This window comes from Pseudomonas lijiangensis, assembly GCF_018968705.1.
Lineage (GTDB): Bacteria > Pseudomonadota > Gammaproteobacteria > Pseudomonadales > Pseudomonadaceae > Aquipseudomonas > Aquipseudomonas lijiangensis.
Genome location: NZ_CP076668.1, coordinates 612,322 through 636,912, shown reverse-complemented (window position 1 = coordinate 636,912; position 24,591 = coordinate 612,322). Strand labels below are relative to the sequence as shown.

At 59.7% G+C, this 24,591-nt stretch carries 21 protein-coding genes and 2 tRNA genes; 4 read left to right on the top strand and 19 right to left on the bottom strand.

The features are described from left to right. Positions 1–20: 20 nt before the first annotated feature. From KQP88_RS02810 to rnr, 5 genes are all read right to left on the bottom strand, one after another. Positions 21–917, bottom strand: a complete 897-nt coding sequence (locus KQP88_RS02810) for a YybS family protein (protein ID WP_200995019.1) — start codon at positions 915–917, stop codon at positions 21–23. Positions 918–956: 39 nt separating this feature from the next. Then, a complete protein-coding gene (gene rpsR / locus KQP88_RS02805; RefSeq protein WP_002551829.1) occupies positions 957–1,187 on the bottom strand; it encodes a 30S ribosomal protein S18 in 231 nt (76 codons plus the stop codon). Between the two features lie 28 nt (positions 1,188–1,215). Beyond that, entirely contained in the window at positions 1,216–1,641 is a 426-nt protein-coding gene (rpsF, locus tag KQP88_RS02800) for a 30S ribosomal protein S6 (RefSeq protein WP_002551828.1), read from the bottom strand. Positions 1,642–1,925: 284 nt separating this feature from the next. Continuing rightward, a complete protein-coding gene (gene rlmB / locus KQP88_RS02795) occupies positions 1,926–2,687 on the bottom strand; it encodes a 23S rRNA (guanosine(2251)-2'-O)-methyltransferase RlmB (protein ID WP_198724388.1) in 762 nt (253 codons plus the stop codon). Continuing rightward, positions 2,684–5,299: a ribonuclease R gene (gene rnr / locus KQP88_RS02790; protein WP_216704786.1), complete on the bottom strand. Its 2,616-nt coding sequence runs from the start codon at positions 5,297–5,299 to the stop codon at positions 2,684–2,686. Before rnr ends, rlmB begins: the two co-directional genes overlap by 4 nt. 225 nt (positions 5,300–5,524) lie before the next feature. Between rnr and KQP88_RS02785 the strand changes: the two genes are divergently transcribed. Continuing rightward, positions 5,525–5,611, top strand: a tRNA-Leu gene (locus KQP88_RS02785). Between the two features lie 165 nt (positions 5,612–5,776). Then, a tRNA-Leu gene (locus KQP88_RS02780) sits at positions 5,777–5,863 on the top strand. 118 nt (positions 5,864–5,981) lie between these two features. Here the strand turns inward: KQP88_RS02780 and KQP88_RS02775 are convergent. From KQP88_RS02775 to KQP88_RS02720, 12 genes are all read right to left on the bottom strand, one after another. Further along, positions 5,982–7,916 (bottom strand): methyl-accepting chemotaxis protein, encoded by a 1,935-nt coding sequence (locus tag KQP88_RS02775; RefSeq protein WP_216704785.1) that lies wholly within the window; start codon positions 7,914–7,916, stop codon positions 5,982–5,984. A 173-nt stretch (positions 7,917–8,089) separates the two neighbouring features. After that, positions 8,090–9,382 (bottom strand): adenylosuccinate synthase, encoded by a 1,293-nt coding sequence (locus tag KQP88_RS02770; protein WP_117167321.1) that lies wholly within the window; start codon positions 9,380–9,382, stop codon positions 8,090–8,092. 54 nt (positions 9,383–9,436) lie between these two features. Continuing rightward, complete coding sequence (locus tag KQP88_RS02765) at positions 9,437–10,624, bottom strand: ATP phosphoribosyltransferase regulatory subunit (protein ID WP_198724385.1); 1,188 nt, start codon at positions 10,622–10,624, stop codon at positions 9,437–9,439. Between the two features lie 271 nt (positions 10,625–10,895). After that, complete coding sequence (gene hflC, locus KQP88_RS02760) at positions 10,896–11,765, bottom strand: protease modulator HflC (protein WP_117167319.1); 870 nt, start codon at positions 11,763–11,765, stop codon at positions 10,896–10,898. Further along, positions 11,765–12,943: an FtsH protease activity modulator HflK gene (gene hflK / locus KQP88_RS02755; RefSeq protein ID WP_200995022.1), complete on the bottom strand. Its 1,179-nt coding sequence runs from the start codon at positions 12,941–12,943 to the stop codon at positions 11,765–11,767. Before hflK ends, hflC begins: the two co-directional genes overlap by 1 nt. 96 nt (positions 12,944–13,039) lie before the next feature. Continuing rightward, positions 13,040–14,341 (bottom strand): ribosome rescue GTPase HflX, encoded by a 1,302-nt coding sequence (hflX, locus tag KQP88_RS02750; RefSeq protein WP_200995023.1) that lies wholly within the window; start codon positions 14,339–14,341, stop codon positions 13,040–13,042. Between the two features lie 12 nt (positions 14,342–14,353). Beyond that, positions 14,354–14,614, bottom strand: a complete 261-nt coding sequence (hfq, locus tag KQP88_RS02745; RefSeq protein WP_025258296.1) for an RNA chaperone Hfq — start codon at positions 14,612–14,614, stop codon at positions 14,354–14,356. A gap of 92 nt (positions 14,615–14,706) precedes the next feature. Further along, positions 14,707–15,678, bottom strand: coding sequence for a tRNA (adenosine(37)-N6)-dimethylallyltransferase MiaA (gene miaA / locus KQP88_RS02740; RefSeq protein ID WP_216704784.1), 972 nt, complete (start codon positions 15,676–15,678; stop codon positions 14,707–14,709). Further along, positions 15,679–17,619, bottom strand: coding sequence for a DNA mismatch repair endonuclease MutL (gene mutL / locus KQP88_RS02735; protein ID WP_253950541.1), 1,941 nt, complete (start codon positions 17,617–17,619; stop codon positions 15,679–15,681). Then, positions 17,619–19,034, bottom strand: coding sequence for an N-acetylmuramoyl-L-alanine amidase (locus tag KQP88_RS02730; protein WP_308507693.1), 1,416 nt, complete (start codon positions 19,032–19,034; stop codon positions 17,619–17,621). The genes mutL and KQP88_RS02730 overlap by 1 nt, the downstream gene beginning before the upstream one ends. A 14-nt stretch (positions 19,035–19,048) precedes the next feature. Beyond that, positions 19,049–19,519 carry a tRNA (adenosine(37)-N6)-threonylcarbamoyltransferase complex ATPase subunit type 1 TsaE gene (gene tsaE / locus KQP88_RS02725; protein ID WP_216704783.1) on the bottom strand — a complete coding sequence of 157 codons (471 nt, stop codon included), beginning with the start codon at positions 19,517–19,519 and terminating at the stop codon, positions 19,049–19,051. Beyond that, complete coding sequence (locus KQP88_RS02720; RefSeq protein WP_216704782.1) at positions 19,507–21,003, bottom strand: NAD(P)H-hydrate dehydratase; 1,497 nt, start codon at positions 21,001–21,003, stop codon at positions 19,507–19,509. Before KQP88_RS02720 ends, tsaE begins: the two co-directional genes overlap by 13 nt. Before the next feature lie 63 nt (positions 21,004–21,066). Between KQP88_RS02720 and queG the strand changes: the two genes are divergently transcribed. After that, positions 21,067–22,149 carry a tRNA epoxyqueuosine(34) reductase QueG gene (gene queG, locus KQP88_RS02715; protein WP_216704781.1) on the top strand — a complete coding sequence of 361 codons (1,083 nt, stop codon included), beginning with the start codon at positions 21,067–21,069 and terminating at the stop codon, positions 22,147–22,149. 46 nt (positions 22,150–22,195) lie between these two features. Here queG and KQP88_RS02710 read toward each other — a convergent pair whose 3' ends face one another. Beyond that, on the bottom strand, positions 22,196–22,807 hold the full coding sequence (locus tag KQP88_RS02710; RefSeq protein ID WP_200995029.1) for a trimeric intracellular cation channel family protein: 612 nt from the start codon (positions 22,805–22,807) through the stop codon (positions 22,196–22,198). 99 nt (positions 22,808–22,906) lie between these two features. Beyond that, a complete protein-coding gene (gene orn / locus KQP88_RS02705) occupies positions 22,907–23,440 on the bottom strand; it encodes an oligoribonuclease (RefSeq protein ID WP_200995030.1) in 534 nt (177 codons plus the stop codon). Positions 23,441–23,547: 107 nt separating this feature from the next. Between orn and rsgA the strand changes: the two genes are divergently transcribed. After that, positions 23,548–24,579, top strand: coding sequence for a small ribosomal subunit biogenesis GTPase RsgA (gene rsgA / locus KQP88_RS02700; protein WP_025258289.1), 1,032 nt, complete (start codon positions 23,548–23,550; stop codon positions 24,577–24,579). Positions 24,580–24,591 lie beyond the last annotated feature (12 nt).

Sequence of the window (24,591 nt, the reverse complement as noted above, 5' to 3'; positions counted from 1 at the left end):
GTGGAAAATCCTCTTAACTTTTAACCTTCACCGTTCGCAGGGCCTTCTCCGGAGTCTTTCGGCTTCCGGCGACCGCGAAAATCAATCAGGCTGTCGACAATGGCTATCACCACGAGCAACGGATAGATCAGCTGCATGAAGACCAGCAGCGTTATGTACATCCCCACCAGCCAGAACCTGGCCAGTCGCTTTTCAGCCACCATCCCATGAATCAGGGCCAGCCCGGCGAACAACAACGGTACGCTGCACAGCGGTGTAAGCATCGCCATCTGCGGACCGAAGTTCGGCCCCAGCAGCATGCACACCAACAGCACCGATGTTGGTATCAGCGGGAGTCTCAGGGCACGAAATTCGCGTCCGAAACCACCCGGGTTGTACAGCAACGCTTGCCAGTAACGCCCCAGGATCAGGGTCAGCACTGTAACGATTTGCAGCAACGACGCTATCAGGCCATTGAGTACCGGTGTAATCAGTGCTCCAAGACGCGCTCGCTCTTCTACGTTCAATTGCTCGTAGAGCCCCGTGAGCATTGCCGGCAGGTGTTTCTGCAACTCCTGCGACATCGCTTCAATGGGTTCGCGGAAAACCGTGCCCAGAATCACTGCATACAACATACCCAACGCCACGCTGACCAGCAGCACGCGGACCCAGGACTCGCTGGCACGCAAAACCATTGCCAAACTCAGTGAACCGAACAGCACCATGGCTGTACGTGGCTCACCGAAATACCACCAGGCCAAAGCCGGCAGCAGAGCCCAGGCCAGGACACCAACGGCATCACTGAACCCGCGTCGCAGGAGCACAAGGCAACCTGCAGCAGCACTTAACCAGAACAACAGCGGCAATGCCGCACATCCAGCCACTAGCAAAGTGGCCTGCATACGGCCGCGCATGATGAATTCAGCCAGGGCGCGCATGCTATCTATCCCTTGTTACGTTTTGTCGACTACCTGGTCTCAGCGGCCGTGGCTGTCGGTGTAGGCCAGCAAGGCCAGGAAGCGGGCGCGCTTGATAGCGGTGGCCAGCTGACGCTGATAACGTGCTTTGGTACCGGTGATGCGGCTTGGAACGATTTTGCCGGTCTCGGATACATAAGCTTTCAGAGTGTTGAGATCTTTGTAATCGATCTCTTTCACGTCTTCAGCGGTGAAGCGGCAGAATTTACGACGACGGAAGAAACGTGCCATGTAATAGGCTCCTCAAAAGGTCCGTGGATTACTCGTCAGCGTTATCGCTAACGTCGCTGTTGTCACCGTCATCGCCATCGGCGCTGTCGGAGTGCTCAGGACGGTCACGACGCTCACGGCGCTCACTGCGGTTCTCTTCAGCCTTGAGCATCTCGGACTGGCCAGTTACGGCTTCGTCGCGACGGATGACCAGGTTACGGATCACAGCATCGTTGTAACGGAAGTTGTCTTCCAGCTCGGCCAGGGCCTTGCCAGTGCACTCAACGTTCAGCATCACGTAGTGAGCCTTGTGAACATTGTTGATTGCGTAGGCCAGTTGACGACGGCCCCAATCTTCCAGGCGGTGGATTTTGCCGCCGTCTTCTTCGATCAGCTTGGTGTAACGCTCAACCATGCCGCCGACTTGCTCGCTTTGATCCGGGTGGACCAAAAAGATAATTTCGTAATGACGCATGAATGCTCCTTACGGGTTGTAGCCTGCCGCCAAAGCGGTCAGACAAGGAGTGAATGACACTGTTAGTCTTGCTCAGGGACAGACACGAAAGCGCCTGCCGTGACAGCAAGGGGCGCAATTGTAGAGAAGGGGAGAAGAAGCTGCAAGGGAAAGAGGAAGTTGCAAGCCTCAAGCTATAAGCTGCAAGAGAAAGCCGCAAGCCGCAAGCTGCAAGCGGGAAGCTACACGCTACAAGCCGCACCATGACCGCTTGAAGCTTATAGCTTGCAGCTTGCCGCTAACACCTACTTCTTCGCCGAGGCCGCTTTGACGCTGCGCTGGCGCATCGCCTCGAACAGGCAGACGCCGGTTGCGACCGAGACGTTCAGGCTGCTGACGCTACCGGCCATCGGCAGGCGTACCAGATAGTCGCAGTGCTCGCGAGTCAGGCGGCGCATGCCTTTGCCTTCGGCACCCATGATCAGGATGGTCGGGCCGGTGAGGTCTTGCTGATACAGCTCCTGCTCGGCTTCGCCAGCCGTACCGACAACCCACAGACCGCGCTGCTGGAGTTTTTCCAGGCTGCGGGCCAGGTTGGTCACGGCCACCAGCGGAATGACTTCCGCCGCGCCACATGCAACTTTACGCACAGCGGGCGTCAGGGTGGCGGACTTGTCCTTGGGCACAATCACCGCCAGCGCGCCGGCCGCATCGGCGGTACGCAGGCATGCGCCGAGGTTATGCGGATCGGTAACGCCATCGAGCACCAGAATCAGCGGCGCACCTTCGGTACGGTCCAGCAGCTCATCGAGCATCGCCTCGCCCCAGACCTGGCTCGGACTGACATCTGCCACCACGCCTTGGTGCACACCCTCGACCCAGGCATCCATCTCGCGACGCTCAGCCTGACCGATAGTGACGCGATTCTGGCCAGCCAGCTCGACAAGCACCTGGACCCGAGGATCGTTCCGGCCTTCAGCCAGCCAGATGTGCTTGACCCGCTTTGGGTGGTGACGCAGCAACGCTTCTACAGCGTGCACGCCGTAGATTTTTTCCAACTGACTCATGACTTGGCCTTGGGTTTACGCGCCCCGCCACTTTTCGCAGCTGGAGCAGAGCCCGATTTGGACGGACCCTTACGATGTTTACTGGGTTTCGACGCAGCAGAACCCGACTTGTCGGATTTACCCGAGGAAGTCTTGCCGCCGGTCTTTGCCTGATCCAGAAGAGCCTTTTTCATTTCCCGGCTCTTGCGCACTTCGGCGTTTTTCGCCGCGGCATCGCTGGGACGATAGGCTTCGGATACGGCTTCCTTGGTCGAAGAACCACGACGCCCGGCAGGCTTGGCCGCTGACTTTTCCTTCTCGGCAGCAGGTGCAGGCGCAGTTTCCTGGCCGCGACGCTTGCGACCGACAGGCGCACTGGTCGTCTTCTCGGACACTTCGAAGTCGATCTTGCGCTCATCCAGATCGACGCGCATGACACGCACTTCGACCGTATCGCCCAGACGGAAGCTGCGACCACTGCGCTCACCCGCAAGGCGGTGATGCACAGGGTCGAAGTGGTAGTAATCGCCCGGCAAGGCGGTTACGTGAACCAGACCCTCGACGTAGATATCGGTCAGCTCGACGAACAGACCAAAACCGGTCACGGCCGTGATCACACCCGGGAACGACTCGCCCACGCGATCCTTCATGAACTCGCACTTGAGCCAGTTCACCACATCACGCGTAGCTTCGTCGGCACGGCGCTCGCTCATGGAGCACTGCTCGCCCAACTGTTCCAGAATGGCTTCGTCGTAAGGATAGATACGCGCCTTCGGAATCGTTGCAGCACCGGCACGACGAACGTGCGGCGTATCCTGCTTCGAGCGGATCACGCTGCGGATGGCCCGGTGCGTGAGCAGGTCGGGATAACGACGGATCGGCGAAGTGAAGTGCGTGTACGCTTCGTAGTTCAGACCGAAGTGACCGTTGTTGTCCGAGCTGTAGACCGCCTGACTCAACGAACGCAGCATCACGGTCTGGATCAGGTGGTAATCCGGACGATCGCGCACGGTTTCCAGCAACGCCTGATAATCCTTCGGTGTAGGACCTTCCTTGCCTTTGTGCAGCGACAGACCCAGCTCGCCCAGGAAAGCGCGCAGCTTTTCCAGACGCTCTGGCGGCGGACCATCGTGAACACGATAGAGCGCAGGAATTTCATGCTTCTTCAGGAATTCGGCAGTGGCCACGTTCGCAGCCAGCATGCACTCTTCGATCAGTTTGTGAGCATCGTTGCGGGTCGTCGGACGGATTTCGGCAATCTTGCGCTCGGAACCGAAAATGATCCGGGTTTCCTGAGTCTCGAAATCGATTGCGCCACGCACATGACGCGCGCCCAGCAGCACTTTATACATCGCATAAAGCTGCTTGAGGTGCGGCACCACTTCAGCGTATTCGCCACGCAGCGCCTTGGCCTCGGAAGTCTTCGGCTGCTCCAGAATCGTGCTGACCTTGTTGTAGGTCAGGCGAGCATGGGAGTGAATGACGGCTTCGTAGAAGACGTAGTCGGTCATTTCGCCGGTCTTGGAGATGGTCATCTCACAAACCATGGCCAGACGATCAACAAGCGGGTTCAGCGAGCACAGGCCGTTGGACAACTGCTCAGGCAGCATCGGCACCACGCGCTCGGGGAAATACACCGAGTTGCCGCGCACCTGGGATTCTGCATCCAGCGCCGAGCCGATTTTCACGTAGCTCGATACGTCGGCAATCGCCACATAGAGCTTCCAGCCACCGGAGAACAGGCGCAGCTTGCCCGGTTTTGCTTCACAGTAGACCGCATCGTCGAAGTCGCGAGCGTCTTCACCGTCAATGGTCACAAAAGGCAAGTGACGCAGGTCGACGCGGTTTTCCTTGTCCTTCTCTTCGACTTCCGGCTTGAGCTTCGCTGCTTCCTTGAGCACGGCTTCAGGCCATACATGGGGAATGTCGTAGGTGCGCAACGCGACATCGATTTCCATGCCGGGCGCCATGTAGTTGCCCACTACTTCAACCACATCACCTTGCGGCTGGAAGCGCGGCGTCGGCCAGTGGGTGATTTTCACCTCGACGAACTGACCGACTTTCGCATTGTTGTTGCGACCGGGCGTCACCAGCACTTCCTGCTGGATCTTCGGGTTATCCGGGATGACGAAACCGATGCCGCTCTCTTCGAAGTAGCGACCAACGATGGTTTCGTGAGCACGGGAAACGACTTCGACAATGACACCTTCACGACGGCCACGGCGGTCGAGGCCAGAAACGCGTGCCAAGGCACGGTCGCCGTCGAACACCAGACGCATCTGCGCCGGACTCATGAACAGGTCGTCGGAGCCATCATCGGGAACCAGGAAACCGAAACCGTCACGGTGTCCGGTGATGCGGCCCAGGATCAGGTCCAGCTTGTCCACCGGCGCGTAGGTTCCGCGGCGGGTGTAGATCAACTGAGCGTCGCGCTCCATCGCCCGCAGACGACGACGCAAGGCCTCGAATTGATCCTCGGTGGACAGGCCGAACTCTTCGACCAGTTGCTCGCGACTTGCCGGCGAACCGCGCTCGGCAAGGTGCTGCAGAATCAGCTCACGGCTGGGAATAGGGTTTTCGTATTTTTCCGCTTCACGAGCGGCCTCGGGATCGAGGGACTGCCAATCGGCCATTAGAGAGTTTTCACCTTGTCTATATGTGGGTTAGTTTGGCATACACCTATTGAAACGGGAAATTTCAGACTCACCTGCCCCTCTAAAAATCCTTCCGGATGGCGCGAAAAACCGTACTGGACGCCGCCTGCGAAATTTTCCAAATATTTTTGGCAACAGGGGTTTACAGCTCAAAAGGCGCTCCGTATAGTGCGCGCCATCGACAGGCAAACACTTGTTGATACTGCCCAGATGGTGAAATTGGTAGACACGCCAGCTTCAGGTGCTGGTGACCGCAAGGTCGTGGAAGTTCGAGTCTTCTTCTGGGCACCAATTCAGAGCTGCAGATTACATCAATCTTCAGGCTCAAACAAAAACCCGCGAAAGCGGGTTTTTGCATTTCAGGGTTTTGATTATTAAAACCAAAACAGGGGTTTACAGATCGAAACTCCCTCCGTATAGTGCGCCCCATCAACGGCGTACAGCGCTGAAGATGCTGCCCAGATGGTGAAATTGGTAGACACGCCAGCTTCAGGTGCTGGTGACCGCAAGGTCGTGGAAGTTCGAGTCTTCTTCTGGGCACCAATTCAAACAAAACCGAGCCTAGCGCTCGGTTTTGTGCTTTTCGGGGTTTGGAATTTGTAGCATCGCGAATGAATTCTCCCCTACTGTGGGAGCGAATTCATTCGCGAAAACCCCACAACTAAGCCCTGAACTGCCCCAGACTCGCCTTCAACTGCGCAGCCAGCCCATTGAGCACCTTGCCGCTGGCCGTAGTTTCGACGACCGCTTTGGCAGCCTGCTCGGCCTGAGCATGGATCACTTCGACACGACCACGCACCGCCTGAGCACCTTCGGCCTGATGCTCCGCCGCCCTGGTGGCCAGATCGATTGCCGCATGCACCTGCTCGACTGACTCCTGCACTGTCTGTTGCAGCTTCGCGCTATCGCGCAGAACCGCCAACCCTTCCTTGGCCTGCCGCCCGGCAAGACCAATGGCAGCCACTGCTTCCTTGGCACCGCGCTGCAAGGCACCGATATGCTCCTGGATATCTCCGGTGGAACTCTGGGTCTTGCTGGCCAGTGCACGCACCTCATCGGCCACCACCGCAAAACCACGTCCGGTTTCGCCAGCGCGAGCCGCTTCGATGGCCGCGTTCAGGGCCAGCAGGTTGGTTTGCTCGGCAATGCCGTGAATCACTTCAAGCACGACTTCGATCTGCTCGCTCTGCTGCGCCAGACGCTCGATGACTTTCGCCCCGGTTTCCACCTGCCCGGCCAGCGCCTCGATCAAACCTCCCACCTGATTCGAGGTGCGAGTGTTCTCGTCGGTCGCCTGCTTGATGCCAACCACCTGCTGCAAGGCAGCCTGCATGGCATTGCTTTCCGACTGCGCCTCATCGGCCATCTGCTCAAGAGCCTTCAGGCTGGCCGCCACTTCGTCACGTTGCCGCTCAGCCGCCGCATCGGCGCCGGCGTTACGCTGACTCATCACACCGATTTCAACGCCGGTACGCTGAGCCACTTCGCCCGCCTCGCGCACGATCGGCTGCAGCTTGTCGATGAAGCGGTTGACCGCCGCCGACATATCGCCAATTTCGTCATTGCTGTCGAGCCTGACACGCTTGGTCAGATCGCCCTCGCCTGCCGCCAGATCATTGAGGGCTGCAATCAGCAGATGCAGCTTGCTGACCACTCGACGCCCCAGCACCACAGCCAGCAACAGCAACACACCCAGGCCGACCAGCGCCAGACCAAGCCCGATTCTCCAGCGCAGGTCTTCAGCCGCACCTTGAACGGCAAGGCTTGTATTGCTGGTCATCGCAGTTGCAGCGCTCTGGGCAGACTGCAAGCGGGTGCGAAGCGCTGCCGAGCTATCTTTCGATGCGCTCACCAGGCTTTCAGAAACCAGTTGCTCGCCATTGGTGATCAGGGACGCGAAGCGCTTGTCCAGCGCCACCAGGTTTTCCTCGACCGCTGCCGTGGAAACCCCCATGCGCACCTTGCCGATCTCGACACCATTAGGGCTGATGGAGGCTTCGATGTAGTAAACCGATGGATCGCTTTTCGCGGCATTCAGGACCTTGTCCATGGCGCGCTCGCCTTCACCCTTGGCGAGCAGCGACTTGATCAAGGGGTTGTCACGGTTCAGATAACGGGTCAGGTGCTCACCGGCAGCATCGTCGTAGACGACGAACAGCACATTGGGATTGCGCTGTGCACGACGGGCGAATTCGGACAATGTGGGCGTGTCGTTATCCCACATGGCCCGCGGCGCCACCGCCGCCAGCAACTCGGCCATATCGGTAGCCGAATCCTTGAGACTCTTTTCCAGCGTAGCGCGCAATTGCACCTGTTCGTCCTTGAGGCGCGTAGACAAGCCGGCACTCAAGCGTTGACGGGTGCTGGCAGAAAGCGCATCAAGACTTGATGTCACCTCGCTACTCGCCCGCTCCAGCTCAGAAGACAAATGTTGCGAATCTACCCCCAACCGGCTGGCGAGATCCGCCTCCAGCGCCGTGACGGTGCTCCGGGTAAGAGCGACTGCAACAAGCACCTGCACCAGAATGGCAATACCAAGCGCGATGAAAACCGGACGCAGCAAGCGGCTGCGTAAAAGAGAGAGCACTGCTGACACGGGAGAATCCCTCCACCATGGGTGACATTAAAATAATGGCACCTTTTCTGACGCTTCTGTGTAGCAAGCGCCGTGCCGTTCGGCAAGCACAATCCAGTACCCGAACACCAGACAGCCGGAAACAAAAAAGGGCCGCAAGATGCGGCCCTTTTTAGATAGCTCAACGAGCCCGATCAGGCAAACGGATGACGCAGAACGATGGTTTCGTTGCGGTCAGGGCCGGTGGAGATGATATCGATAGGCGCGCCTACCAATTCCTCAACACGCTTGATGTAGGCACGAGCATTCTCAGGCAGCTCTGCCAGAGTTTTGGCACCCAGAGTGGATTCGCTCCAGCCTGGCATCTGCTCGTAGACCGGACGCAGACCGTTGTAGCTGTCGGCATCGGTAGGCGCTTCGATGACTGCACCGTCTTCGTTCTCGTAGCCGACACAGATGTTGATGGTTTCCAGACCATCGAGAACGTCCAGCTTGGTCAGGCACAGGCCCGAGATGCTGTTGATCTCGATAGCGCGACGCAGGATGACTGCATCGAACCAGCCACAACGACGGGCACGGCCAGTGGTAGCACCGAACTCGTGGCCACGCTTGGCCAGGAAAGCACCGACGTCATCGAACAGCTCGGTAGGGAAAGGACCCGAACCGACGCGAGTGGTGTAGGCCTTGGTGATGCCCAGGATGTAATCCAGGTACATCGGACCGAAACCCGAACCGGTGGCAATGCCGCCAGCAGTGGTGTTGGAGCTGGTGACGTACGGATAGGTACCGTGGTCGATATCCAGCAGCGAACCCTGGGCGCCTTCGAACATGATGTCTTTGCCGTCGCGACGCATTTCATGCAGCGCAGCGGTGACGTCGAGCATCATCGGCTTGAGCAGGTCAGCGTATTCCATGCACTCGTCGAGCGTCTTCTGGAAGTCGATGGCAGGCTCTTTGTAGTAATTGACCAGCACGAAGTTGTGGTAGTCGAGCAGCTCGCCCAGCTTGGCCGCGAAACGCTCGCGATGGAACAGGTCGCCAATGCGCAGACCGCGACGCGCCACCTTGTCTTCGTAAGCCGGGCCGATACCGCGACCGGTCGTACCGATCTTCAGTTCACCACGGGCTTTTTCACGCGCCTGATCCAGAGCAACGTGATACGACAGGATCAGCGGGCAGGAAGGGCTGATGCGCAGACGCTCGCGCACCGGAATGCCTTTCTCTTCAAGCTTGACGATTTCGCGCAGCAGCGCGTCGGGTGCAACCACCACACCGTTACCGATCAGGCACTGCACACCTTCGCGCAGGACACCGGACGGAATCAGGTGCAGGACGGTCTTCTCGCCATCGATCACCAGTGTGTGACCTGCGTTGTGGCCACCCTGATAGCGAACCACAGCGGTCGCATGTTCGGTCAGCAGATCAACGATCTTGCCTTTGCCCTCATCACCCCATTGGGTGCCCAGGACTACGACATTCTTACCCATAACACTTGTCCTCATTCACGCAAACTTGGTGCCGGCGGCGGCCGGCAGGAATACTCAAGAAGCCAGCGGCATTACCTGCCAACGCTCGCCATGCTGAATCAATTGCCGATCGCAATCGGCTTCACGCGCTGCACTCACCTGCTGCCCAGGCAAAGCCTGAACCACACGCTGCCCTTCGCTGCGCAACTGGCAAACCTGCTGCCAGAGTGCTGCATCCGTACTGTCCGGCATCCATATACCACCCGATGGCAGTTCGATTTCTGCACGGCCCAGTGTCACCAGGGTTTTCAGGTCCGTGGAGAAACCGGTTGCCGGACGGGCGCGACCGAAGTCGGCGCCGATATCATCATAACGACCGCCCTGGGCAATCGATTGACCTACGCCCGGTACGAACACCGCGAAGACCACACCGGTATGGTAGTGGTAGCCGCGCAGCTCACCGAGGTCGAAATACAAGGGCAACTGCGGGAAGCGTGCAGACAGGCGATCGGCGATGCTCAGCAGATCGTCCAGTGCAGCCAGCACGGGCGCAGGCGCATTCGCCAGACGGTCGCGCGCAGCAGCCAGGACTTCACGACCACCACACAGGTCGACCAGAGCCCGCAGCATCGTGGCCAGCTCTTGCGGCAGATCGGCCGTCAGGGCAATGACTTCATCGATGGCCTTGCGCTGCAGGGCATCGAACAACTGCTGCTCGACCTCGCCCGACAGACCGGCCGCACGGGCCAGCCCACGATAGATACCCACATGCCCAAGGTCCATGTGAACATCAGGGACATCGGCCAGTTGCAGCATCGCCAGCATCAGGCTGATGACTTCGACATCGCTGCTCGGGCTCGCATCGCCATACAACTCGGCGCCCAGCTGAATCGGGCTGCGCGAGGACGACAAGGCACGCGGCTGGGCATGCAGGACGCTGCCCGCATAGCAAAGACGGCTTGGCCCTTCACGCTTGAGGGTGTGCGCATCGATACGCGCCACCTGCGGCGTGATATCGGCACGAAAGCCCATTTGCCGTCCCGACTGCGGATCGATCACCTTGAAGGTGCGCAGATCCAGATCCGAGCCTGCTCCGGTGAGCAGAGACTCCAGATATTCGATATGCGGGGTGACGACAAACTCATAGCCCCAGCTCTGGAACAGATCCAACACCTGACGACGCGCTACTTCGATACGCGCCGCTTCTGGTGGCAGTACTTCTTCGATGCCATCTGGTAGCAGCCAGCGGTCAACCGTTGCCATTACGCCATTCCCCTGTGATCCGGGTGGCCAGCCGTGAGGCAAGCCTTGAGTGAAGCAGAAAGTGGTCGCCCGTATGACGGGCACGACAAACGCCCGAGACAGGCCTTGCTGACCACTCTCCTCGAAAAATCTTGCCGCTCGCCAAGTCGGCTGCGGCCAATCAATCGTGCAGACGCAAAAAAGCCGGGAATTTCCCGGCTGCCGCATCATACACACGTTTTACCGTACGATCACCCCACCGGGCGGTTTTGCCGCCCGGCGGGTTGATGAATTACGGCTTGGCTTTTTCCAGGAAGCGGAAGAACTCGCTGCTCGGATCAAGCACCATCACGTCACTCTTGTTCGTGAAGCTTTCGCGGTAGGCACGCAGGCTACGGTAGAACGCGTAGAACTCCTGGTCCTGGCCGTAAGCCTTGGAGTAGATCGCAGCAGCCTGGGCATCACCGTCACCGCGCGTCTCTTCAGACTCGCGATAGGCTTCAGCCAGCAGTACACGGCGCTGACGATCGGCATCGGCACGAATACCTTCAGCCAGCTCGTTACCCTTGGCACGGTGCTCACGCGCTTCACGCTCACGCTCGGTGCTCATGCGCTCGAATACGCTGCGGTTGACTTCCTTGGGCAGGTCGATGGCCTTGACCCGGACATCGATCACTTCGATACCCAGCTCTTTCTCGGCCATGCGGTTCAGGGAGCCAGTGATGTCAGCCATCAGCGCGTCACGCTCACCCGACACGACTTCGTGCAGGGTGCGCTTGCCGAACTGGTCACGAAGGCCGGATTCCAGACGACGCGACAGGCGCTCGTCGGCAATCTGCTTGAGGCCGGAAGTCGCGGTGTAGAAACGCTCCGCATCCTTCACGCGCCACTTGGCGTAGGCATCGACCATGACCGCTTTCTTTTCCAGCGTCAGGAAACGCTGGGTAGGCGCGTCGAGCGTCAACAGACGGCCATCGAACTTGCGCACCTGGTTCATGTAAGGAACCTTCACATGAAGGCCCGGCGGCACATCGGCCTTGACCACACGACCGAATTGCAGCAGAACCGCACGCTCGGTCTGAGACACGATATAGAGGCTGTTCCAGGCAACGATTGCCAGCACCACGCCAACAATAAGGGTGATCAGCGATTTATTGCTCATCAGCGACTCTCCCTGGTACGTACATCGCGCTGCTGGGTATCGGGCGCTCGCGTACCGACATCCGTTCCAGTCGCGGATGGACTACCGGAACCCGAGGTGTTTCCGGTGCTACCGCCACGACTGCTTTCGATCATCTTGTCGAGCGGCAGATAAAGCAGATTGTTCTGACCCTTGTCGCCGGTCACGAGAACCTTGCTGGTATTGCTGAAGACTTCCTGCATGGTGTCCAGATACAGACGCTGGCGGGTGACTTCAGGCGCCTTGCGGTATTCGGCAACCAGCTTGGTAAAGCGGTCAGCCTCACCCTTGGCGCGGGAAACCACTTCATCGCGGTAGCCGTTGGCGTCTTCGATGATGCGCTGAGCCTGACCACGAGCTTCAGGAATCACGCCATTGGCGTAGCTCTCGGCCTGGTTGCGGGCACGCTGCTCGTCTTCACGGGCGCGGATCACGTCGTCGAAGGCTTCCTGCACTTCACGCGGTGCAGCTGCGCTCTGTACGTTCACCTGGGTGATGGTGATACCGGTGCGATAGGTATCGAGGAAGCGTTGCAGACGCTCCTTGATTTCGCTGGCCATCAACTCACGACCTTCGGTCAGCACCTGATCCATCGCCGTGGAACCCACGACATGGCGCAGCGCACTTTCGGTCGCGTGCTGCAGGCTGATTTCAGGCTGATCGACGTTCAGCACGAAGTCCTGCAGGTTGCTGATCTTGTACTGCACGGTCAGCGGCACTTCGACGATGTTCTCGTCTTCGGTCAGCATCTGGCCCTGCTTGCTGTAGGCACGTTCGCGAGTCACGTTTTCCATGTACTTGCGATCGAACGGCGGGAAATAGATATTCAGACCCGAACCTACGGTTTCGTAGTATTGGCCGAAACGCAGAACGACAGCCTGCTCCTGCTCGTCAACGACGTAAACGGCGTTGTAAAGCCAGAAAGCGAAAAGCACGACAAGGCCGATGCCCAGCAGGCCGAAGCCACCGCCGCCACCCGAACCGCCGCCATTACCGTCACTGCTGCGTTTCTTACCGCCGCCGAACAACCCATTCAGGCTTTCCTGCAGCTTACGGAAGGCCTCGTCGAGATCAGGTGGTCCCTTGCGGTCGCCGCCACGGCGTTTTCCACCCCAGGGATCTTGATTATTCGAGTTGCCACCCGGCTCATTCCAAGCCATAGCGCTCTCCATCTGATAAAGCAAAGACGCGCCCACGGCGCGCCAACCAATGCTACAGAATGCCCGTTAAAGCCGTACAATGGCTTTAACGCGCTTTTATTGCAAAGTGTGTTGCTCAATGAACTCCAGCGGTTGCAGTCCTTCGCGACTCACCAGGCGATTGAATTCGACTCGCGGCAGACGAACTGCCAACAGGCTGGCACCTTCTTCGTCATGGTTTTCACTCTGCACCGCGCCCAACTCAAAAAACTGTGCGCGCAGTCGAGCAAAACGCTGAGGCAAACGCAAGGTGCCGACAAACAAATCGTCACCCAGCAACTCGGCCACAGCCTGCTTGAGCAGGTCCAGCCCTCGACCGTCATGGGCAGACACCCAGACACGCTGCGGCTTGCCATCGGCATCGCGTTGTATCTGAGGCTCTACGCCTTCCAGCAAATCGAGTTTGTTATACACCTCGAGTATCGGCAAGCCCTCGGCACCGATCTCTCCCAGCACCGCCATGACCTGCTCGATCTGCGACATGCGGTCAGGCTCATGGGAATCGATGACATGCAGCAGCAGGTCCGAGTTGCTCGACTCTTCGAGCGTCGCCCGGAAAGCCTCGACCAGCTTGTGCGGCAGGTGACGGATGAAACCTACGGTGTCGGCCAGAACGATCGGCCCCAGGTCGTCGAGCTGCAAACGGCGCAGGGTCGGATCGAGGGTTGCGAACAACTGGTCGGCCGCGAACACTTCAGAGTCCGTCACCGCATTGAAGAGTGTCGATTTGCCGGCGTTGGTATAGCCCACCAGTGAAACCGAAGGGATATCGGCGCGCTTGCGCCCTCTGCGGGCCTGATCGCGCTGACTGCGAACCTTTTCCAGGCGTGCCTTGATCTGCCGCAGGCGAACCCGAAGCAGGCGACGGTCCGTTTCCAGCTGGGTTTCACCCGGCCCACGCAAACCGATACCACCTTTCTGACGCTCAAGGTGAGTCCAGCCACGAACAAGACGGGTACTCATATGCTCAAGCTGGGCCAGTTCGACCTGCAGCTTGCCTTCGTGAGTGCGCGCACGTTGCGCGAAGATGTCCAGAATCAGACCGGTGCGATCCAGCACGCGACACTCGAATGCACGCTCGAGGTTACGTTCCTGGCTGGGCGAGAGGGTGTGATTGAAGATAACCAGATCGGCCTGCTCGGACCTGACCTGGTCGCGAAGCTCTTCGACCTTGCCAGTACCAATCAGGTATTTGGCCGATGGCCGATGACGCGGCACGTTGATAAACGCGACGGTATCGGCACCCGCCGATATGGCCAGTTCCTGAAACTCCTGCGGATCTTCGCGCGCCTCAGGGTCCTGACCATCCAGGTGAACGAGAATGGCCCGCTCACCACCACTGTGGCGCTCAAAGAACAAGGCAGACTCCTATCAGGCGTTACCTGGCTCAGCATCACCCGAATCGGAATCGGTAGCGCTAGGCAGGCGAATCGGACGAACAGGAACAACAGTGGAGATTGCGTGCTTGTAGACCATCTGGCTGACAGTGTTTTTCAGCAGGATGACGAACTGGTCAAAAGACTCGATGGTGCCTTGCAGCTTGATGCCGTTAACCAGATAGATCGAAACCCCGACCTTCTCTTTACGCAAGGTATTCAGGTAAGGGTCTTGTAGCGAATGCCCTTTTGACATGTGCCGCACTCCTTTAAGGATCAATAATAATAAAACGAATTCGATTGGCTTGAACCGGCCACCCCCCAAGGATAGACGGCAATTGCAAGGACTCAGCCCAATATGGAGGCCGATCCCAGGTATTTCAAGGTGCGTGGCAGATTGTCGCGTGCCAGGCTGTCCAACCAGTGCAAATTCTCCCAACTGCGTAACCAGGTGAACTGCCTTTTGGCCAGCTGGCGCGTGGCAATGATGCCCCGTTCCTGCATTTCTTCCCGTGTCAGCTTCCCATCCAGGTGATCCCAGACCTGGCGATAACCGACAGCTCTTATCGATGGCAACCCTGAATGCAGGTCTCCTCTTGAGCGCAAAGCCAGTACTTCGTCCAGAAACCCCTGATCCAGCATTTGCAAAAAGCGTAGCGCGATGCGGTCATGTAACACCTTGCGATCAGCCGGAGCTATCGCGAGACTGGCCACAGTATAGGGCAATTGCTGACGCCCGGACGCTGTGGCTTGAGCAGTTTGCTCAGATTGTTGCTCGCGATGCGCTGTCATGCTCATCCCGCTGACCCGATACACCTCCAGAGCCCTGATCAGACGCTGCGGATCGTTGGGATGGATACGTGCCGCAGACACCGGATCCACGGCAGCCAACTGATCATGCAACGCCTGCCAGCCATGGGCCTTTGCCTGGGCTTCAAGCTCGGCTCGAACCTGTGCATCGGCGGCAGGCATATCGGCAAGCCCGTCCAATAGAGCCTTGAAATACAACATAGTGCCGCCCACCAGCAAAGGAATATTTCCCCGTGCGGTAATTTCGGCCATGGCAGCCAGGGCGTCAGTACGGAAATCGGAGGCGCTGTAGCTTTCGGACGGGTCGAGAATATCGATCAGACGATGGGGAAATTCGGCCAGCTGTTCCCGTGAGGGCTTGGCCGTGCCGATATCCATGCCGCGATAGACCAGCGCCGAATCGACGCTGATCAGCTCGCAGGGCAGGACTTTGGTCAGTTCGATGGCAAGATCGGTCTTGCCAGCGGCAGTTGGCCCCATGAGAAAGATGGCCGGTGGTAAAGCATTCATTCAACGACCGCGCAGGAATAATTTGTCCAGGTCGTCCAGGCCCATCTGGGTCCAGGTGGGTCGACCATGGTTGCATTGGCCGCTGCGCTCGGTGTTTTCCATGTCGCGCAGCAAGGCGTTCATTTCCGGGATGGCCAGACGGCGGTTGGCCCGAACCGCGCCATGGCACGCCATGGTGCCCAGCAGTTCGTTGATATGCGCCTGCACCCGGTCGCTGGTGCCGTATTCCATCAGGTCGGCCAGTACATCACTGACCAAACGGTTCGCCTCGGCCTGCTTGAGCAGGGCCGGAATCTGCCGGATGGCCAGGGTTTCCGGGCCAAGGCGCTGCAATTCGAAGCCCAGGCGCTGGAAGGTCGCGATGTGCTCTTCAGCACAATCGGCCTCGCGCTGACTCACCGACAGTGATTCGGGCACCAACAGCGGCTGTCCGCTGAGGCCTTCGCTGGCCATGGCGATTTTCAGGCGCTCGTACATGATGCGCTCATGGGCGGCATGCATGTCCACCAGCACCAGCCCGTGGGCGTTTTCGGACAGGATATAAATGCCCTTGAGCTGCGCCAGCGCGTAACCCAGTGGCGGAATATCGCTCTGCGACTCCGGCAGCGAAGCCGGTGCAGCCTCGGGCAGCGGCGCGAAAAACTCGCGATAGGCACTTTGCGCTTCGGCAGTTGGCAACGCAGAAGTCGGACGTGGCGAGTACTGATACTGATAGCCACCGCCCGAACCGCCAGACGCCGGTCGTGCATAAGGCTCGCCCTGAGGCTGCTCCAGCACATTGTTCGCCAGACGCATTTCACCCTGCGGCCCGAACTCCCCGGCCTGCGGCCCGCTTGGGCGCTCGACCACGGGTATCGGCGCGCTGGTCAACTGATCGTCGGGGCGCACATCACCCAGGGAACGATGCAGGGTGCCATACAGGAAATCATGCACCATGCGCCCGTCACGGAAGCGCACTTCATGCTTGGTCGGGTGAACGTTGACGTCCACGGCAGCCGGATCCAGCTCGAAAAACAGCACGAATGTCGGGTGCCGACCATTGAACAGCACGTCGCGATACGCCTGACGGACCGCATGGGCCACCAGCTTGTCGCGCACCGCACGGCCATTGACGAAGAAATACTGAAGATCCGCCTGACTGCGCGAGAACGTCGGCAAGCCGACCCAACCCCACAGATGCAGGCCGTTGCGCTCGATTTCTATCGGCAGCGCCTGCTCCAGGAAGCCAGGCCCGCAGATCGCCCCGACACGACGCGCTCGTGCAGCATCGTCATGGGCTTCGTGCAGGCTCAGCACTGTCTTGCCGTTGTGGCGAAGATGGAAAGCAACGTCGAAACGCGCCAGCGCCATGCGTTTGATGACTTCCTGCAGGTGATCGAATTCGGTCTTCTCGGCCTTGAGAAACTTGCGACGCGCCGGCGTATTGAAAAACAGATCGCGAACTTCCACCGAAGTACCGACCGGATGCGCGGCGGGTTGCACACGCGGCGCCATGTCGCGCCCTTCGGTTTCAACCTGCCAGGCCTTGTCGGCATCGCGAGTGCGAGACGTCAGGGTAAGGCGCGCCACGGAGCTGATCGACGCCAGTGCCTCACCCCGAAACCCCAGGCTCATGACCCGCTCAAGGTCTTCCAGCTCGCGAATCTTGCTGGTCGCATGTCGCGCCAGTGCAAGAGGCAAGTCATCGGAAGAAATGCCACTGCCATCATCACGGACTTTCAGCAGCTTGATACCGGCCTGCTCGACATCGACGTCAATGCGTCGGGCACCGGAATCCAGGCTGTTTTCCAGCAGTTCCTTGATGACCGAAGCCGGGCGCTCGACCACCTCACCCGCAGCAATCTGGTTGGCCAGTCGCGGGCTGAGCAGTTCGATACGGGCTGCATTCAAGGCCGCATTCGCGGCATCGGCCTGATCGCCGTCGAGAAGAAGGTCACTCATTATTGCGCCGCCACCTCCGTGCTCGGGATGCTCAGGTCCTGGCCGATGCGCAGGGCATCGGTCTTCAGGTTGTTGGCATTGCGCAGGGTCGCCACGCTCATGTCATAACGGGCAGCCACCATCGCCAGGGTTTCCCCCGAGCGCACGACATGGGTACGAGGCCCCTGCGCCAGCTTGCCGTTATCCCGCAGCCAGGCAATGTAAGTGCCTTGAGGCGGGTTCTGCTGGAAGAACTGTTTGACGCCGGAGTTGATCGAACGCGCAAGCGCCTGCTGGTGAGCAGCCGTGGTCAGCTTGTTGGCTTCGTTGGCGTTGGAAATGAAGCCGGTTTCCACCAGGATCGACGGAATGTCAGGGGACTTGAGCACCATGAACCCGGCCTGTTCGACACGGGACTTGTGCAGCGAAGTCACCCGTCCGATATTGCTCAACACCTTCTGCCCGACGTTCAGGCTCGACGACAGCGAAGCCGTCATGGACAGGTCAAGCAGCACCCCTGCCAGCATCCGGTCCTTGTCATCCAGACTGACCGCACCGGCACCACCGATCAGGTCGGAACGGTTTTCACTGTCCGCCAGCCAGCGTGCGGTTTCGGAGGTTGCGCCCTTGTCGGACAAGGCAAACACCGAGGCACCAAAGGCTGCTTTCGAAGGTGCGGCGTCGGCGTGAATGGACACGAACAGGTCTGCGCCCTTGGCACGAGCGATTTCCGTACGTTTGCGCAACGGAATGAAATAGTCGCCGGTGCGCGTCAGCTCGGCACGGTAGCCCTTTTCACCATTGATCTGGCGTTGCAGCTCCTTGGCGATGGACAACACCACATGTTTCTCTTGCTGGCCGCTGCCGCCGGAGGCGCCAGGGTCTTCGCCGCCATGACCGGCGTCGATCACGACCACGATATCGCGCTTGCCGTTGGGCACAGGCGTCAGCTTGATTTCGGGCTTGGCCGGGCTCACAGGAACGGCGGGCGCGGTATTGGCCACGTTGTCCGGGATAGTCGGCGCAGGATTGGCGTCGGCGGCATTGTCGAACAGGTCCACCACCAGACGGTTGCCGTATTGCTGGTTGGGCGCCAGGGTGAAGCTCTTGGGCGTGACCACCTTTTTCAGGTCGATGACCACCCGCAGATCCGTCGGAGTACGCTGAGCCGAACGCATGCTGGTGATCGGCGTGTTGGCCGTTGCCACATTCAGCGGTCCGGCAAGGGTCGCGCCATTGATATCGATGACCAGGCGATCAGGCGATGTCAGCGTGAAAACACTGTGCTGGACAGGCCCGGACAGATCGAAAACCAGCCGGGTATTATCCGGTGCACGCCATAAGCGGACACTTCGTACTTGGGTAGCGGCCAGCGCTTCGACGGCCACGGCCATCACTAGCAGGCCCACTACAGTAACCAGCGCGCGCATGCGCATACCTAACCCCATATCTATTTGAATTCCAAAGCCAAAGCGGCACACCAGGTTTCGCCACGGGAGCCTTGAGGGCTCAATGTTACAGACCGCCCCTGCTCATGCGGCCTAATGGTAATGGTCAGGTCGGGCTTTGGCAAAAAGCCTGTGCCGCGCTGAGGCCATTCGATCAGGCAGAGCACATCCCCATCGAAGTAATCCCGCACCCCCATGAACTCCAGTTCCTCGGGATCAACCAAGCGATACAGATCAAAGTGAAAGGCGCGTATCGAACCGATTTCATAGGGCTCGACCAGGGTAAACGTCGGGCTCTTGACCGCGCCCACATGCCCGAGCCCACGGATCAGGCCACGGGAAAGCGTGGTCTTGCCCGCGCCAAGATCACCTTCGAGAAAAATGACGCCGACACCCTGGGTGATCTGACCCAGACGCGAGCCGAAGCCCATCATGGCCTCTTCGCCAGTCAAATGCAGCGTTAACTCAGACACGGTTGTAGCTCCTCCAATAACTGACGAATGGCTGGAATGGTATCGCTGGCCGCCAGCCCGCGACCTGAAGCACCCGCCTGCTCTCCGGCGCGGGCATGCAGCCAGACACCGAGGCAGGCCGCATCGAATGGCGTCATGTGCTGCGCCAGCAACGCGCCGATCAACCCGGCCAGCACATCGCCCAGACCGGCAGTAGCCATCGCCGGATGACCTCGATCACACAAGGCCAGACGCCCATCGGGATCGGCAATCAGGCTGCCGCTGCCCTTGAGCACACAGACGGTATTGAATTTACGGGCCAGCGAACGCGCCGCTGCCGGGCGATCTGCCTGGATTTCCGCGGTGCTGACGCCCAGCAGCCGCGCAGCTTCACCGGGGTGCGGAGTAATCACGCTGTCTGGCGGCAGGCTCACAAAGCCACCGGCCAGTTGATTCAAGGCATCCGCATCCCAGACCTGAGGTCGCCGGGCAACAGCGGCTGCCGACAGCAGACTGCGGCCCCAGCTTGTCTGCCCCAACCCGGGCCCCACCACCAGCACAGCAGCGGGTTCGATCAGGGCCAGCAACTGATTGGCAGAATGAATCGCCGCGCTCATGACTTCCGGCATCCGCACCAACGCCGCAGGCACATGTTCACTGCGGGTCGCCAGAGTGACCATACCGGCGCCGCTGCGCAATGCGCTTTCGGCACTCAACAGGGCCGCACCGCCAAAACCATGATCGCCGCCAATCACCAGAACCCGCCCATACAGCCCTTTGTGAGCAGCCTTGGGACGTGACGCCAGCGCTGGCAAGTTAAATGTATCGAGGCGTTTCGCACTGACGGGCGTCTGCGCGACCAGACTCGAATCCGCCTGCAAATCATCAAAAACCAGCTCACCGACCCGATCCGCCGCCTCACCGGTCAGCAGCCCAAGCTTCAGCCCGATAAAAGTCACGGTCAGTTCGGCACGTACGGCAACACCGAGCACTCGTCCAGTATCGGCACTCAGGCCTGACGGAATATCCACCGCCGCAACCGGCAAGCCACTGGCGTTGATTGCCTTGATCGCCGACAGATAAGGCTCACGCACTTCGCCGTTCAAACCCGTCCCCAGCAAGGCATCCAGCACCACACCGGATAACGCCTGAGCGGACCAGGGCTGAATATCCACACCTGTGGCAACGGCTTCGCCATGGGCTGTGGCGGCATCGCCCGTCAGCGCGGCAGAATCTCCTACCGCCAGCACCCTCACCCGCCAACCGGCCTTCTGTGCCAGTGACGCCACCAGATACCCATCCCCGGCGTTGTTGCCACGCCCGGCCAGCACCGTCAACTCACCCGCCTGAGGCCACTGTCGACGCAACGCTCGCCAGGTCGCATGGGCTGCGCGCTGCATCAATTCCAGGCCCGGCGTACCTGCTGAAATCAGCCGGGAATCAAGATCCCGGACCTGATCGGCACTGTACAGCGCGTCGGGTAAATGAGGTTTAGTGTCGAACATGCGTATCCGGGCTCCGATGTCTGGCAGAATTATACGCACCTTGGACCCGGTTTCTCTCTGCGCATGCCTGCTATTACTGCTGAACTTCCAACTTCCGATGACCTCACCAGCCTTGCGCAATCGATCAAGGAGTGGGGCCGTGAGCTGGGTTTTCAACAGGTCGGCATATCGGGGCTCGATCTGGCAGAGCATGAACAGCACCTGGAGCGCTGGCTCGAGGCGGGTTACCACGGCGAAATGGACTATATGGCAGCCCATGGCAGCAAACGTTCCCATCCAGACGAGTTGGTGCCGGGCACGTTGCGTGTCGTTTCATTACGCATGGATTATCTGCCAGGCGATACCGAAATGGCACAGCGCCTGACAGAACCGGAAAAGGCCTACGTCTCGCGTTACGCTCTGGGTCGCGATTATCACAAACTGGTTCGCAAGCGCGTCCAGCAACTGGCCGAGCGCATTCAGCAGTCAATCGGACCGTTCGGCTTCAGGGCCTTCGTCGACAGCGCCCCGGTTCTGGAAAAGGCCATCGCCGAACAGGCCGGGCTGGGCTGGATCGGCAAGAACACCCTGGTGCTCAATCGCAAGGCGGGCAGCTTCTTCTTTCTTGGCGAACTGTTCGTGGACTTGCCGCTACCGGTTGATGCACCGCACGCGACCGAGCATTGCGGACGCTGCACCGCGTGCCTGGACATCTGCCCTACAGCCGCCTTCGTCGGCCCTTACATGCTGGATGCCCGGCGCTGCATTTCCTACCTGACCATCGAACTCAAGACGGCCATTCCCGAAGAGCTTCGTCCCCTGATCGGCAACCGGGTATTCGGTTGTGACGATTGCCAGATCGTCTGCCCCTGGAACCGCTTCGCCCGCCCCACAAGCCAGAGCGACTTTCAGCCACGCCACAACCTGGACAACGCCGGGCTGGCCGAACTGTTCATGTGGGATGAAGAAAAATTCCTCAGCAGCACCGAAGGCTCGCCATTGCGACGCGCCGGCTACGAGCGCTGGCTGCGCAATCTGGCAGTAGGCCTGGGCAACGCCCCTTCCACCATCCCCGTCCTCCAGGCCCTGGAAGCCCGCCGCGATTACCCGTCAGAGATGGTGCGCGAGCATGTGGAATGGGCGCTGAAACAACACACCAAAACGTAGGAGCGAATTTATTCGCGAACCGTTTTCGCGAATAAATTCGCTCCCACTAGTGTTCATCCTTATATACGAACTTCGGCATTTCCCATTTGAAGCGGATCGCCAGCAGGCGTAGCAGGAGGCCGCCGGAGAGGGTGATCAGGATGCTCTGCTCGGTGGGCAGTTCCAGGTATTGGCACAGCAAAAAGCACCAGGCGGCGAGGAAGGACACGCTGGCGTAGAGTTCGCGGCGGAAGATCAGGGGGATGTCGTTGCAGAAGATATCCCGCAGGATGCCGCCGAACACGCCGGTGATGACGCCGCATACCGAGGCGATCAGCATGCCGTGCCCGGCTTCCAGTGCGGTCATGCAGCCAATGAGGGTGAAAGCCACCAGCCCCAGGGCATCGAGGACCAGAAACAGCGAGCGCAGGTGGCGCATCAAGGGGGCGATGAAGATGGTCACCAGCGCAGCCACGCTGGTCAGGACCAGGTATTCCGGGTGCTTGACCCAGGTCAGCGGGTAATGACCGATCAGCACATCGCGTACCGAACCGCCGCCCAGCGCGGTGACACAGGCGATGAGCACCACACCGAACCAGTCCATGCCGCGACGCCCGGCAGACAGGGCACCGGTCATGGCTTCAGCAGTGATGGCAATCAGATAAAGCATCAGCAACATGGCGACTACACCTGCGACAAAGGCGCGCAGTCTAACCAGCGGATCAACGCACTGAAAGAGTGCGACGAGGTTTATTCGCCGCACTCCCGCAGCAACCCATTACTTGATGAAGTGCTCGCGGTAGAAACGCAGCTCGGCAATCGACTCACGAATGTCGTCCAGCGCCAGATGGGTATTGCCTTTCTTGAAGCGCAACTCCGGCGACCAGCGGGCAGCCAGCTCCTTGAGGGTAGAGACGTCGAGGTTGCGGTAGTGGAAGTAGTTTTCCAGTGTCGGCATATGCCGATACAGGAAGCGGCGATCCTGGCAGATGCTGTTGCCACAGATCGGCGAGCTGCGCTCCGGTACCCACTGCTTGATGAAGTCCAGGGTCTGCGCCTCGGCTTCAGCCATGCTGATGGTGCTTTCACGAACCCGCTGGGTCAGGCCCGAGCCGCCATGTTGACGGGTATTCCACTCGTCCATCCCCGCCAGCGTTTCATCGCTCTGGTGGATGGCGATCACCGGCCCTTCGGCCAGCGTGTTGAGCTCACTGTCGGTGATGATCGTGGCCATTTCGATGATGACATCGGTGTCCGGGTCCAGGCCGGTCATTTCCAGATCGATCCAGATCAGGTTTTGCTTGTTCTGCATGTGACGACTCCTTGGCTAGGCTTCGCAGTTTAGCTCACCCCGGCGTGCTAGACTCCGCCCGATTCACTGTACGACCCAATCATTCGCTTTATCGACTCGGAACACCCATGGCCAAACGCCAACTCAATCGCCGCCAGAACTGGCGCATCGAAAAGATCCAGGGCGAGCGCGCTGCCCGCGCTGCAAAACGCGAGACGCAGGCTCTGGAAACCCTGGAGGGCGGCGACCTCGGCCCCGAGCAGACCGGGCTTGTGATCGCTCACTTCGGTGTGCAGGTTGAAGTCGAAGCCCAGGACGGCGAACAGCGTGGCCAGGTTTTCCGCTGCCACTTGCGCGCCAACCTGCCAGCGCTGGTGACCGGCGACCAGGTGGTCTGGCGTGCCGGCAACCAGGGCATTGGCGTTATCGTTGCCCAACTGCCCCGCACCACCGAACTCTGCCGACCGGACACCCGCGGCCAGCTCAAGCCGGTAGCCGCCAACGTCGACCTGATCGTGATTGTCTTCGCGCCGATGCCCGAGCCTCACGCCAACCTGATCGACCGCTATCTGGTGGCTGCCGAACATGCAGGCATTCACCCGTTGCTGCTGCTCAACAAGGCAGACCTGATCGACGAGCAGAACGCTCCGGCGCTCAACGCCCTGCTGGCGGTGTACCGCACACTGGGTTATCCGGTCATGGAAGTGTCGGCGCACCATGGCGATGGCATGCAACAGTTGCAGAACCGCCTCGACGGCCATATCAGCGTATTCGTGGGCCAGTCGGGCGTGGGCAAGTCTTCGCTGGTCAACAGCCTGCTGCCGGAAGTCGAGACACGTGTCGGCCCGCTGTCGGAGCTGTCCGGCCAGGGTACGCACACCACGACCACCGCCCGCCTGTTCCACTTCCCCCGTGGCGGCGACCTGATCGACTCGCCGGGCATTCGCGAATTCGGCCTGGGTCATGTCAGCCGTGCCGATGTGGAAGCCGGTTTCATCGAGTTCAACGACCTGATCGGCACCTGCCGCTTCCGCGACTGCAAGCATGACCGCGAACCGGGTTGTGCCCTGCTCAAGGCTCTGGAAGATGGCCGGGTTCAGCAGCAGCGCATGAACAGTTACCGCTCGATCATCGCCAGTCTGCCGCAAGACAGTTACTGAAACGCACACAAA